Origin of the sequence: Methylocystis sp. MJC1, assembly GCF_026427715.1 — a bacterium.
In the GTDB taxonomy this organism is placed as follows: domain Bacteria; phylum Pseudomonadota; class Alphaproteobacteria; order Rhizobiales; family Beijerinckiaceae; genus Methylocystis.
Genome location: NZ_CP107558.1, coordinates 3787398 through 3799265, shown reverse-complemented (window position 1 = coordinate 3799265; position 11868 = coordinate 3787398). Strand labels below are relative to the sequence as shown.

The 11868-nt window shown below is 63.5% G+C and carries 13 protein-coding genes; 3 read left to right on the top strand and 10 right to left on the bottom strand.

The window, feature by feature from the left end:
• Positions 1-64: 64 nt before the first annotated feature.
• On the top strand, positions 65-541 hold the full coding sequence (locus OGR47_RS18245) for an RT0821/Lpp0805 family surface protein (protein ID WP_165049236.1): 477 nt from the start codon (positions 65-67) through the stop codon (positions 539-541).
• A 124-nt stretch (positions 542-665) separates the two neighbouring features.
• Positions 666-2228 (top strand): radical SAM protein, encoded by a 1563-nt coding sequence (locus OGR47_RS18240; protein ID WP_165049234.1) that lies wholly within the window; start codon positions 666-668, stop codon positions 2226-2228.
• Here OGR47_RS18240 and OGR47_RS18235 read toward each other — a convergent pair.
• Positions 2225-2584 (bottom strand): DUF983 domain-containing protein, encoded by a 360-nt coding sequence (locus OGR47_RS18235; protein WP_165049232.1) that lies wholly within the window; start codon positions 2582-2584, stop codon positions 2225-2227. The genes OGR47_RS18240 and OGR47_RS18235 overlap by 4 nt on opposite strands.
• Positions 2585-2731: 147 nt before the next feature.
• Positions 2732-3973 carry a dicarboxylate/amino acid:cation symporter gene (locus tag OGR47_RS18230; RefSeq protein ID WP_246729567.1) on the bottom strand — a complete coding sequence of 414 codons (1242 nt, stop codon included), beginning with the start codon at positions 3971-3973 and terminating at the stop codon, positions 2732-2734.
• A gap of 141 nt (positions 3974-4114) precedes the next feature.
• On the opposite strand from OGR47_RS18230, the gene OGR47_RS18225 reads away from it, so the two are divergent.
• The gene (locus OGR47_RS18225) at positions 4115-4387 is read left to right on the top strand and encodes a hypothetical protein (RefSeq protein ID WP_165049227.1); all 273 of its coding nucleotides are present in this window, start codon (positions 4115-4117) and stop codon (positions 4385-4387) included.
• Positions 4388-4460: 73 nt separating this feature from the next.
• On the opposite strand, the gene OGR47_RS18220 is transcribed toward OGR47_RS18225, so the two are convergent.
• The 8 genes from OGR47_RS18220 to gmd all read right to left on the bottom strand — a co-directional run bounded on the left by OGR47_RS18220 (position 4461) and on the right by gmd (position 11830).
• A complete protein-coding gene (locus OGR47_RS18220; RefSeq protein ID WP_165049225.1) occupies positions 4461-4955 on the bottom strand; it encodes an ankyrin repeat domain-containing protein in 495 nt (164 codons plus the stop codon).
• A gap of 216 nt (positions 4956-5171) precedes the next feature.
• Complete coding sequence (locus OGR47_RS18215; protein WP_165049223.1) at positions 5172-5615, bottom strand: FKBP-type peptidyl-prolyl cis-trans isomerase; 444 nt, start codon at positions 5613-5615, stop codon at positions 5172-5174.
• A gap of 28 nt (positions 5616-5643) precedes the next feature.
• Entirely contained in the window at positions 5644-6642 is a 999-nt protein-coding gene (locus OGR47_RS18210; RefSeq protein WP_165049221.1) for an adenosine kinase, read from the bottom strand.
• Between the two features lie 93 nt (positions 6643-6735).
• A complete protein-coding gene (locus OGR47_RS18205) occupies positions 6736-7596 on the bottom strand; it encodes an outer membrane beta-barrel protein (RefSeq protein WP_165049219.1) in 861 nt (286 codons plus the stop codon).
• Between the two features lie 181 nt (positions 7597-7777).
• Entirely contained in the window at positions 7778-8383 is a 606-nt protein-coding gene (locus OGR47_RS18200; RefSeq protein ID WP_246729566.1) for a hypothetical protein, read from the bottom strand.
• Positions 8384-8431: 48 nt separating this feature from the next.
• On the bottom strand, positions 8432-9844 hold the full coding sequence (locus tag OGR47_RS18195) for a glycosyltransferase family 4 protein (RefSeq protein ID WP_165049217.1): 1413 nt from the start codon (positions 9842-9844) through the stop codon (positions 8432-8434).
• Positions 9841-10827: a GDP-mannose 4,6-dehydratase gene (locus OGR47_RS18190; protein ID WP_165049215.1), complete on the bottom strand. Its 987-nt coding sequence runs from the start codon at positions 10825-10827 to the stop codon at positions 9841-9843. The genes OGR47_RS18195 and OGR47_RS18190 overlap by 4 nt, the downstream gene beginning before the upstream one ends.
• Positions 10828-10849: 22 nt before the next feature.
• Complete coding sequence (gene gmd / locus OGR47_RS18185) at positions 10850-11830, bottom strand: GDP-mannose 4,6-dehydratase (protein ID WP_216697931.1); 981 nt, start codon at positions 11828-11830, stop codon at positions 10850-10852.
• Positions 11831-11868: the final 38 nt, after the last annotated feature.

The following is an 11868-nucleotide window of genomic DNA, read 5'->3' as shown; positions in this document are numbered from 1 at the left end:
TCCTTTCCTGAGGGCGCTCAATGGGCGCGGGCGTTTGTAAGGTGGCGCTTTGCTGTTCTTGTGTATGAGACATATCGCTGCTGAAGGCTTTGCTCAATTCCCGCCCGCCGGCGTCTTTGTCTCCCTGATCGCCGCCTGCGCGCTTTCCGGCTGCTCGATCGCCATCCCCATGAGCGCCTCGTCTTCGTCGGCGATGTGGCAGGGCGCGCCCGAGGATATTACGGGCTCCATCGCCAAGCCGCCGCTCAAGCTTTCCCGCCATATCGACGGCGAAGACATGCGCCGCGCCAACGCCGCGCTCGGCACGGCGCTCGATCCGCAGGGCAGCGGCGCGAGCGTTCATTGGGACAATCCGCAATCGGGCGCCAAGGGTTCTTTCACGCCGGTCGGCCAAGCCTATCCCCTCGACAGCAAAATATGCCGCTCTTTTTTGGCCGAAGTTGCGGCGAGCGACAATGTCGAAAAGCTGCAAGGCGTCGCCTGTCGCGAAAAGACGGCGGAATGGACGCTGACCGAGGTTAAGCCTTTCAAGAAAGGATAGGCGGCGGCCTATTCTTGTCAAAAGTCAAGTTTGCTTCGATCCTGCATTGTCCGCGATAGTCAAGCTTGCGGCCTTTCGCGGACGATGGAATAGTTGCCAAGTCTTAATATTCTTGAGCTTGGCCATGACGTCGATTTATCTGATCAATCCGGCGGGCGATTTTCCGACTTATTTCGGCGGCGAAGTTCTCGCCGCTTCCGGCGCGCCGGGAGGCGTGATGATGGCCGACCTTTCGAGCGCCACCATCGCCGCCCTCGCGCCATCCGACTTCGATATGTCGCTTTGCGACGAAGCGATCTCTCCGGTCGATTTTGATCATCCGGCCGATTGGATACTCATCACCGGGAAGGTCAGCCAGCGCCGCCGCATGATCGCCATCGCCGACGAATTCCGCCGCCGCGGCAAGCCGGTGGTCATCGGCGGCCCCTACGCCAGCTTGAGCCCGGCCCGTCTGCGCGACCATTGCGACGTCTTGGTCTGCGGCGAGGCGGAGGAGATCGCGGGGGAAATTTTTGCCGATCTGCGCGCCGGCAAGCCAAAGGACGGCTATTTTGGCGACAAGCCGTCGCTCGCGCTCTCGCCTCTGCCGCGCTGGGATCTTTACCGCAACGACCGCGCCATGCTCGGCGCGGTGCAGACCTCGCGCGGCTGCCCCTTCGAATGCGAGTTCTGCGACGTCATCCAGTATCTGGGGCGCAAGCAGCGCCACAAGCCGATTGCCAATGTCATCGCCGAGCTCGACGCCCTTTGTGCACATGGCTATCGCACGGCCTTCCTGGCCGATGACAATTTCACGGCCTATCGGTCCCATTGCAAGGAGCTGCTCGCGGCCATCGCCGATTGGCGGCGCGACCGGCCGATGGAGTTTGTGACGCAAATCTCGATCGACGCCACGCGCGACGACGAGCTGATCGACATGTGCGTCGCCGCCGGCCTGACCCAGGTTTTCGTCGGCATCGAGACGCCAAACGTCGAGAGCCTGCGCGAGACCGGCAAGCGCCAGAATCTGAAGATCAGCCTTATCGACGAAGTGCAGAAGCTCGTGGAACGGGGCATTTCCGTTATGGGCGGCATGATCGTCGGCTTCGATCACGACGGGCCGAACGTCTTCGCGCAGCAATATGATTTCGCCATGGCGACGCCGATCCCGGTTTTCAGCCTCGGCGCGCTGATGGCGTCGGAAGCGACGCCGCTCTATGACCGCATCGTCAAAGAGGGGCGGCTTCTCACAGGCGGCGTCGAGACCCAGGCCGTGCCCTGGAGCTCCAACATCCAGTGCCGCACGATGAGCATGGAGGAGCTGCATTCCGGCATGCAGAATCTCTGCAACGCCCTTTATTCGCCCTCAGCCTTCCAGGAACGCATGCTGCGGCTGATCGAGACATTCGGACGCCGTCGCAACGGCCCGGCGCCAGCGCCGATGGACGCCAATGCGCTGCGCGACATCGAGAAGCAGGCGATGCAGGCCGCCATGGACGTGCGCAAATATGGCGAGGCGGAAGGGCGCATGTGGAACAAGGTCTGGGGCGCGGCCGTGCGCAAGCCGCAGACCATGACCATCGTCGCGCGCATCATGTTCCAATATGCCCAGGCGCGGCACATGTTCGACCGGGGCGATTATTGGGAGCCGCAGCTCTCGAACGCGCCGGCGCCCAAGCCGGCCATGCGGGAGGCGGCGGCGGTTTAAGCCGGCTTGCGGTTGATCAACCACAGACCCGCAACGAAAATCCCCTTTGAGATCGGCAGGAAGAAAAGCGCCGAGACGATCGTCACCAGGGTGAGAATCCCCGCCTCCTGCCAATAGGGCATGAGCTCCCCGCGCTCCAGGAAGATGAGCAGCGGCACCACAATATGGGCGACGATGCCGATGGTGAACCAGGCCGGCCCGTCGTCCGCGTCGAGGCCCTCGAAGCTCTCGTGGCAATGCGGACAGCTATCCTCGCGCGTGAGATAGCCCTTGAAGATGCGGCCCTCGCCGCAGCTGGGGCATTTCATCAGCGCGCCGCGCCAAAGGATTTTCGTTGTCGTCGCCGCGTCGCTCATGCGGTCTCCTTGCTTTCGGGATTTAAGCCTTTCTTCACGAGAGCGGGACACGAATCAAGCGCTCTCGATTCGGACCGGGTTTGTGCCGGCTGCGTTTCAAGAATCCCGAAAGAAGGCGGCGGGCCCGGAAGCCAGCTTAACATAACGCTAACCTCGATCGCCAAGGTCCCTTGTCTTCCCGTCCAGAAGGCAGCTCACCGTGACGTCGCCCATGACATTGATGGCGGTGCGACAGCGGTCGAGCAGCCAGTCGACGGTCAGCAGCATGGCGATGTAATCGGTTGGCAGCGCCACGGCCTTGAACACCATGGTCATCGTCACGAGCCCGGCCTCGGGAATGCCGGCGGCCCCGACGGAGGCGATGACCGAAGTCAACACGACGGTGAACTGCTGGCCGAGCGTCAGATGCATGCCGAGCAATTGCGCCACGAAAAGCGCCGACATGGCTTCGTAAAGCGCGGTGCCGTCGTTGTTGAAATTGGAGCCGACGAGCGCGCCCATGCTCGCCGATTGCTCTCGCAGCCCCACATTTTTACGCAAGACCTCATAGGTGAGGGGCATTGTGACGGTCGAGCTGCCGGTCGAGAAGGCCATGACCAGCGCGTCGCGTACGTCCTTTATGAGGCCGAGCGGCCGAACCCAGGTCTGAAGCCGAACCCGCATCATATAATAGCAGGTCTGAAGCAAAAGCCCCACCAACACGGCGAGCATGAAGCCGCCGAGCGCGACGAAATCGTGGAAGCCATTGGCGCCGACGATGCTCGCGACAATGCCGAAGACGGCGAGGGGTACGACGTCGATGATCCAGTGCAGGATGGTGATCAGGCTCGTCAGCGCGACATGGACGAGGTCCTCCACCGTGCGCACTTCGTGATGCCTGACGCCGCGCAAAGCGACGCCGAAAGCCACCGCGATGAAGATGACGCCCATCACCGTTCCTTCGTCGGAAAAAGGCCCGGCAATGCTCTTGGGGATCGCGTCGAAGAGCTGCGCGAGCGGATCCACGGCGCCCGAGGCCTTTGTGGCGGGTGGCGAGGGCGGGTCGGTGGTCGTCAGGGCGCCGGGCTGGACGAGATTGGCGACAAACAGGCCGACGCCGATGGCGACGAGCGTATTCGTGAGCAGCAGCGTGACAAGACGCCACGCCTGTTGGCCGCCGAGATGCGCCCGCATCAGCGCCTGCATGATGGCGAGCAGAATGAGCGGCGGCGCGAGGGCGCCCAAGACGCGGAGAACGAGCTTTGCGGGCATGGCGAGCGGCGCGGCTTCCGCCCCCAGAAGGACTCCGGCGACGAGTCCGAGCGTCGCGCCGGCGAGAATGCGCAGGTAAAGTGGAATGGCGCGCCAGCGTGCGAGCAGGCCGGCGGATTGGTCATCGGTGGGTTGCAAGGCATGCTTTCCTAAAAATTTGGCTTGGTCGAGCATGTCTGGTTTGCCCGAGCCGCGACGTGTGAATCCGCATTTTGGCGATTTTCGAGGAGTCGCTATGATCGCCCAACGCCGCCTTCCGCGGCGCGGGAGGAAGGGCCCATGTCATCGCCTTTCGGCAAGCGCCTCATCGTGACGAGCATTTTGGCCTTGCTCGTCGTTCCGGCCTTCTTCTTCTCTGTAAGGGTCTTCTCGGCTTGGCAAGCAGGCTATGGCTGGGCCGAGATGGATTGGGACGGCAAGGGCCACACGACGCTTCTCGATTTTCTCAAGGCAGCCGAGATCGGCAAGCGGCCGGTCCTCGTCAATGACCGTTCCTGCGTCGAATATTTCCTCTATCGCGACGGCGTGACGGTAAAGACGCGCTGCCCGTAGACTTTGGTCTAGCGCGCTTTCCGCTCGCAGGGAATCGTGCGAGCGATAAGAAATCGCGGAAGATCAACTTTTGTCAACTTTTCCGGAATGCGCTCCAAAGGGCGCTTCGGCTCCGAACTGCGTCGCGCATCAGTTTGAGGCACTCGGCCGTCGAGGCCATGTCGAGCGCCGTCAGTCCAAGGCTTGTCTCGAAAAGCGGATCGGCGCCCGCCGCCAGCAGCTGCGCGACGGCCCTGGCGCGGCCGGAGGAGGCGGAGAACATCAGCGGCGTCGCGCCCGTGCAATTGACATGCTGAATATCGGCCTCGGCTTCGATGAGAAGCCCGATGTTTTCCGCGTTCTCGCCGACGCAGGCGAGCCATAGGGCCTGGTTGCCGTCAGCATTCTCGGCGCGGATGTCGGCGCCGGCGGCAAGCAGCTCGCGCACCAAAGCCGGCGGCGCGAGCCGGACTGCGAGCATCAGCGGCGTCGCTTTGTCTTTGTTGAAGACGTTGACGGCGTCGCGCGAAAATCCATGTTCCGCGAGGAATGTCTGCAGCGCGTCGCTGAGATTTAGTGTGGCGCTCATCCAGTCGGCTCACGAAAATAGGGACCGAACGGCGTATGCGAAGTTGGGGCCAAAGAGACGCGCGTTGCATCAGGCTCAGCGCGGCGCCTGTCATTCCCGACGGGCCAAAGGCCCGATCGGGAATCCAGAGTCAAAATAACCAGCCTTTGTGCTGGGTTCCCGATCGCTTCGCTGACGCGAAGCGTCGGGAGTGACCCAGGCTCGCAGCGATGAGGCTTACTTCACGCCGAGCAGTTCGACGTCGAAAATCAGCCAGGAATTGGCCGGAATGGCGTTGCCCATGGCGCGCGCGCCATAGCCGAGCGCCGGTGGGATGATCAGCGTGCGCTTGCCGCCGACCTTCATGGTCTCGACGCCCTCGTCCCAGCCCTTGATGACCTGGCCCATGCCGAGCGGAAAATCGAAGGGCTCGCCCCGATCGCGCGAGCTGTCGAATTTCTTGCCCTTGGCGCCATTCACATAGAGCCAGCCGGTGTAGTGAACGGTGACGGTCTGGCCGATCTTCGGCGAAGCGCCGGTTCCCGGCTTCGTGTCGATATATTTCAGCCCGCTCGCCGTGAGCGTGGTCTCGGGCTCGGCGCGGACAATGGTCGGCGCGAGGGCGAGGCCAGCTGCGGCGGCGAGAATCGCGGCCGCGAAAGTCTTCGAGAAAAAGCGCATTTTTTCCTCCCGGATGTTTTTAGCGGGCCTAAGCCACGATGCCGTTGTCCCGCGCGAGCTGCAGCAGGTCTTTTAGGGGACGCGCGCCAACATGCGAGATGATCTCGGCGGCGGCCAGCGCGCCGAGCGCGGCGCTGCGTTCATGCGGCAGGCCCCTGGCGTAGCCGGCGAGGAAGCCCGCCGCGAAAAGATCGCCCGCGCCGGTCGTGTCGACAACTTCCTCGACCGGGAAGGCGGGCGCGGCGATCACCGTGCCCTCGCTCGTGACAACGCAGCCGTTTCCCGAGCGGGTGACGACGCCGAGCAGGCCCTTTTCGGCCCGCAGCGCCGCGAGCGCCGCGTCGAAATCCGAGGTCTCGTAAAGCGCGTGCAATTCGCTCTCATTGGCGAAGAGAATATCGACCACGCGGTCGCGAATCAGCGAGAGGAATTCGGCGCGATAGCGATCGACGCAGAAGGAATCGGAGAGGCTCAGCGCCACCTTGCGGCCATGGGCGCGCGACACTTTAGCGGCGCGCAGAAAGGCTTGCTTGGCCCCCGGCGGGTCCCAGAGATAGCCTTCCATATAGAGGATTTTCGCCGCCGCGACGGCGCTTTCGTCGATGTCTTCCGGCTGCAGCGCCTGGCATGCGCCCAGAAACGTGTTCATGGTGCGCTGGCCGTCGGGCGTCACGAAGATCAGGCAACGCGCCGTCGCGGCGCCATCGGTCGCGTGCGGCGTGTCGAAGACGACGCCGGCTTTGCGGATGTCATGGGTAAATTCGCGGCCGGCCGCGTCGTCCTTCACCTTGCCGACGAAGCCGGCCTTGGCGCCGAGACTTGCGAGGCCCGCCATGGTGTTGGCGGCCGAGCCGCCGGAAATGACCGTCGTCGGCCCCATCAGCTCGTAGAGCGCGTCCGCGCGCTGTTCATCGACGAGCGCCATGGAGCCCTTGATCAGCCCGGCGCCGACCAGCACGTCGTCATCGGCGCGGGAAAGAGTGTCGACGATGGCGTTGCCAATGCCGAGAACATCGAGAGTGGTCATGAAGCAATCCGGTTTTTGGGCGCCAAAAGCAAAACCGGCCGACCCTCGCGGGCGGCCGGCGCCTGTTTAACACCGTGTGACCGGCGCGCCTAGCTAGTCGATCACATAGCGGAAGCCCATGCGGACCTGCTGGCTGACGAGACTAGTGGAAACTACATTGTTGTAGCGGTCGACGCCGCTGATTTTACCCATATTCGCGTAGCGGTAACCGACGTCGATCTTCCAATGGTTGTCGATGTCGTAGGAAAAGCCCCCCATGAAGGCGTAGGCGAAGCGAACAAAGGTGTCTTGGTATTTCGTGTCCCAATTCGCCATATAGGTGGCGTTGGTGCGCGGGTCTGTATAGGTCACGCCGGCATAAGGGACGCCGTTATACATATACCAGTTGGAGGACACTCTCTGGTAAAGCACGTTGAGGCCGACGCCGGCGCCGACGTAGGGCGTGAAACCCCACCAGTTGCCCAAGTCGATATAGGCGTTGGCCAGGGTGAGCATCGACTCGGTTCTGTTTCTGACCCAGGGAAAACAGGCCGAGTAGATGGGGTTGACCAGCCCTGGATTCCCGCCGGGATTCGGCTGATAGAGGCCGATCGTGCACGGCAGCCCGATATCGTTGCGAACGCCGCTCTTGTGATAGAGGCTCTCGTAATCGACCGTCACGTCGGCGCGCAGAAAATCATTGAACTTGTAGCCGCCGCCGAGACCGATGGTCCAATTGTTGGGAAAGCTGTTCGACAAGGTGACGCCGTTGAGCTCGGTCGGCGAGGTGCGAGCGATGCCCAGGTCGCCGCGCAGATACCAGTTCGAGCCCCATTCGACGGGGCCTTCCTCGACGAGCGGCAGCGTCGGCGGCTGAATGGCTGGGAAGTCCGCGGCCTGCGTCGCTGGCGCGATAAGCGCGCCAAAGAGCGCGGTGACGATCGTCGCGCGGGCGCGCAAAAACGGGCGAACCATTTCTCTCTTCCTTGGTCGAGACCGAGCGGGGCGCGACGGCCAAGCTCGGTAATGAAGGAAGAATGAGGGATCATGCTTAATGGCGGCTTAATCTGCCGACATGGTTTCCGTCTTCTTATGCACCAAGAAAAAAGGCGCCCACTAATGCGGGCGCCTTATCTCTCTTCTGCCGAGGCGTTCTTCAGAATTTGACGGCCGACAGCACGATCTCGATCACCAGCACGTAAAACGAGGCCGTCACAAAGGCCGGGATCGGCCGCAGCGCCACATGCCGGAACAGGAAGGCGTAAATGAAGACGAGCCAGATGATGATCGGGAAAAGCAGGAAGCGCGTCAGGCGTTCGGTCGGCAGCGGCGGCGGCAGCGCGATGCCGACGATGAGATGCATGACGATATAGGCGCCGGCCCCGATGGCGCCCATGATCGCCAATGCGCTCACGGTCTTGATGAATTTTTCCTCCTGCTTGAGGTAGCGGAGCAGGAGCAGCGTCGCGCCGTAAAGAACCGCCGCGGTGGCGACTCCGTAGAAAATGCTCGGCGGCAGCGAATGGGAGAAATATTGAGCGCCGATCTGCAGCACGACATAGGCGGCGAGCGCGCCCTTCATCAGCTGCTCTGATTCAGGGAGGGAGAGCTGCGACGCCTCGAGGTTGAGCATTTTGAGGACGGTCCTCGGCGTCGGATCGTTGATGAACGGAATATTGAACGCCATGAACTTCTGTCCCCCTGTCGGCGGCGCCGGGCGGCGCGCGAAAAAGCCGCGCTTTCCCAGTTGCGCGCGGCCCATTGTCGCCTCTCTAACATGCTTTTGCGCCTGCCGGAACCAAGTGCGCGGTCAGGGTAGGCGCGTCAGCCAGTCCTCGCGCGCGACGACCTCGACGATGCGTCGGGCCGCCTCTGCCCAGGAGACGTTGAGCGCCCTGGCCGGGTCGGCGGTGAGCTCCCCCGCAAGGAAGGCGCGGATCGCCTCGGCAAGCGCGTCGGCGTCATTGACCCCGAAATAGATGGCGCCGTCGCCTCCGACCTCCCGGAATACGGGGATGTCGCTGCAGATCACGGGGCGGCCGTGCTGGGCCGCTTCGACGATCGGCAATCCAAACCCTTCGGCGTAGGAGGGCAGGAGCAGCGCGCTGGCATGGCGGTAAAGATAGGAGAGCTCGCCGTCGTCCACGTCGCTGAACCAGAAGAGACGTTGGCCGAACTCCGGATGATTTTCCATTCCGGCGGCGATCGCCTCCTCGAACCAGCCGCGCCGGCCGACGACGATCAATCGTAGACCGACGCCCGAGCGCCACAAGGCGTCGAAAGCCTGCAGCGCGATCCGGTGCCCCTTGCGCGGCTCGATCGTGCCGACCATCAGGAAAACAGGCGCGTCTCCAGCGACGGCGGCGGCGATCTTATCTCGCGGCGTCGCCGTTGGCGGCGCGGCGAGATCGGCGCCGCATTGGAACCAACCAATCTTCAGGCCCGGCCGATGGGGCAAGCCCTTTGCTGCGACATATTCCGCGAGCTCCTCGGCGACGGTGCGGGAGATGGCGAGAAAGGCGTCGCTTTCGAGAAGCGCCTTGCGCAGCCACGCCCGATAGCGCGGCACCGTCACCTCATGGCAGGCGTGCGGATAAAGCTCGGGGATGAGGTCGAAGATGCAGGTGACGATCTCGCCGCCGTCGGCGCGGATCTGGCCAAAGATCGGCGCCAACTCCTCGAAAGCGTTCCAACTGTCGGAGAGCATCAAAAACCGATCGCCGGGCGCGATCGTCACTTGGACGTTGTCGCCCGTCTCGGCCCCGCCGAGCGCCGCTGTAAAGGCGTTGGCCGTATAAAGCTTCCCGTCCTCGCACCGCACGGCGAAGGCGGGGATGTCGAAGCGCACCCCGGAATGGCAGGCGCGCACAACTTCCTTGACCACGCGCTGAATGCCCGTCCCGGCGTCGCGCTTGATCGTGCCGGTCACGTCGATCAGGAGCCGCCGCGCCGGCAAGGCCGGCGCCGAGGCCGTTATGGGGGGCGATGTTTCGGTCTGCGTAGGCGCCTTCTCGGCCTGCGGCTGGAAATAGGCGGCGATCGCCGCGCCGGCGTCGGCGAGCCGCTGCTCGATCGGCCGCAGAAAGCGATAGATATGGCCGGAGACCGAATAGGTCAGCCGATAGCGTTCATGGGTGAGATGCAGAAGCTCGGCGCGGAGGTAATCGAGCTGAAATTCCAGGAGGCGGATGCGCTCTTTGTCCTTCGAGGCCTCCTCGCTCATGCCTCGCCGCCAGCAAATTTAGCGCGCCATTCCTCGAGCAGCGCGCGCAGCATTTCATTCGCCTTGTAGCGCGGGGCCCACCCCGTCGCGGCGCGCAGCTTGGAGGCGTCGCAGGCGATCGTGGCGATATCGGTCGAGGAGGGGCGCAGCAAGTGCGGATCGACCTCGACGTCGAAAGGTGTCCGCGCCATTGCTCCCACTTCATCCAGGAGAGACGCGATCGTGCGCGCCTCGCCCGAGCCAATATTGAAGGTCGAGACGCGCTCGGGGAGATCGCGGGCGCGGGCGATCAGCCGCATATAGGCGTCGACCACGTCGCGCACATCCAGGAAGTCCCGCTCCTTCGAGAGATCGCCGACCCTGATGCGCGGCTCCGACTTACCCGCCTCGATCGACGCGATCTGCGATGCGAAAGAGGAGAGGACAAAGTTGTGGTTCCTTTGGCCGGGGCCGGAATGGTTGACCGGACGCACGACGATCAGCCGCCCTTCCTGCCCAAGCAGATCCGCGAACGCGCCTTCGGCCGCCGCCTTGGAGCGGCTGTAAATATCCATCGGCCGCAGCGGCGCATCTTCGTTCAGCGCGCCGTCGCGGAAGCTCGCGCCATAAACCGCCGCCGTGGACGAAAACAGCGTGACGGCGTGCGGCGCATGTTGCGCGATTGCCGCGGCGAGGCTGAAAGAGCCGTGGAAATTCACCCGCCAGGTGTGCTCGGCGGCCCTGGCGGCGAGACCGATGGACGCCTGCCCAGCAAGATGGACAATGAGATCGGGACGCAGCTCCGCCACCAGCCGGTCGATCGCAGCCTCGTCGAGGAGATCAGCCGTCGTGGTCTCAAAAGCGGGATGCGCGCCCTCCTCGCCCGGACGCAGAAGCGTCACATGGACGGCGTTGGGATAGGCCTCTACAAGGGCGTTCGAGACATGGGCGCCCACGAAACCGGCGCCGCCCGTGACTAAAATCCGCTCATAGGCCGCCGCCATCGCCGGGCTCTTTCGGTTTGCCTCAAGCCTCGCGCCGGAGGCGCTCGAGATCGGCGTCGACCATTTCGCGGATCATCTGGTCCAGATTGATCTGCGGCTCCCAACCCAGCGCCCGGCGGGCCTTGCTGGCGTCGCCTAGCAGCACGTCGACCTCGGCCGGTCGATAAAACGCCGGGTCGATGACCAGATGCTTGCCCATGTCGAGCCCGGCATGGTCGAAGGCGATCTTGCACATGTCGCGCACAGTGGTGGTGACGCCCGTCGCCACGACGTAGTCGTCGGGCTTGTCCTGCTGCAGCATCAGCCACATCGCCCGCACGTAATCCTTGGCGTGGCCCCAGTCGCGCTTGGCGTCGATGTTGCCGAGCCGCAGCTCGCTCGCCTGGCCGAGCTTGATCTGGGCGACGCCGCGCGTGACCTTGCGGGTGACGAATTCGACGCCGCGCAGCGGGCTCTCGTGGTTGAACAGAATGCCGGACGAGGCGTGCAGCCCGAAGCTCTCGCGGTAATTGACGGTGATCCAATGACCGTAGAGCTTGGCGACGGCGTAGGGCGAGCGCGGATAGAAAGGCGTCTTCTCGCTCTGCATGGGCTCCTGGATGAGCCCGTACATCTCCGAGGAGGAAGCCTGGTAGAAGCGTGCGCCCGGCGCGCCGAGGCGCATGGCTTCGAGCACATTGGTTACGCCGATGGCGGTGACATTGGCGGTGAGCAGGGGCTGGCGCCAGGAGGAGGCGACATAGGATTGCGCGGCGAGATTATAGATTTCGTCGGGCTTGACCTCCTCGACCGTGCGCAGAAGGCTGGAGAGATCGATGAGATCGGCGTCGTGCAGATGAACCTTGTTGCTGATCCCGAGCCAGCGCAGGCGGTGGTCCTCGACGCCGCGATGCGAGGAGCGTCGGACGACGCCATGCACCTCGTAACCTTTTTCGAGCAGAAACTGCGAGAGATAGGCTCCGTCCTGTCCCGTGACGCCTGTCACAAGCGCGCGCTTGGTCATCAATCTTCCTTGTCCAATGCTTCGGCTGAAGGGCTTAC

Bases quoted from the DNA above. Each gene is read 5' to 3' on its own strand.
- OGR47_RS18245 (WP_165049236.1), top strand. From the start codon at position 65: ATGAGACATATCGCTGCTGAAGGCTTTGCTCAATTCCCGCCCGCCGGC.
- OGR47_RS18240 (WP_165049234.1), top strand. From the start codon at position 666: ATGACGTCGATTTATCTGATCAATCCGGCGGGCGATTTTCCGACTTAT.
- OGR47_RS18235 (WP_165049232.1), bottom strand. From the start codon at position 2,584: ATGAGCGACGCGGCGACGACAACGAAAATCCTTTGGCGCGGCGCGCTG.
- OGR47_RS18225 (WP_165049227.1), top strand. From the start codon at position 4,115: ATGTCATCGCCTTTCGGCAAGCGCCTCATCGTGACGAGCATTTTGGCC.
- OGR47_RS18220 (WP_165049225.1), bottom strand. From the start codon at position 4,955: ATGAGCGCCACACTAAATCTCAGCGACGCGCTGCAGACATTCCTCGCG.
- OGR47_RS18215 (WP_165049223.1), bottom strand. From the start codon at position 5,615: ATGCGCTTTTTCTCGAAGACTTTCGCGGCCGCGATTCTCGCCGCCGCA.
- OGR47_RS18210 (WP_165049221.1), bottom strand. From the start codon at position 6,642: ATGACCACTCTCGATGTTCTCGGCATTGGCAACGCCATCGTCGACACT.
- OGR47_RS18205 (WP_165049219.1), bottom strand. From the start codon at position 7,596: ATGGTTCGCCCGTTTTTGCGCGCCCGCGCGACGATCGTCACCGCGCTC.
- OGR47_RS18200 (WP_246729566.1), bottom strand. From the start codon at position 8,383: ATGGGCCGCGCGCAACTGGGAAAGCGCGGCTTTTTCGCGCGCCGCCCG.
- OGR47_RS18195 (WP_165049217.1), bottom strand. From the start codon at position 9,844: ATGAGCGAGGAGGCCTCGAAGGACAAAGAGCGCATCCGCCTCCTGGAA.
- OGR47_RS18190 (WP_165049215.1), bottom strand. From the start codon at position 10,827: ATGGCGGCGGCCTATGAGCGGATTTTAGTCACGGGCGGCGCCGGTTTC.
- gmd (WP_216697931.1), bottom strand. From the start codon at position 11,830: ATGACCAAGCGCGCGCTTGTGACAGGCGTCACGGGACAGGACGGAGCC.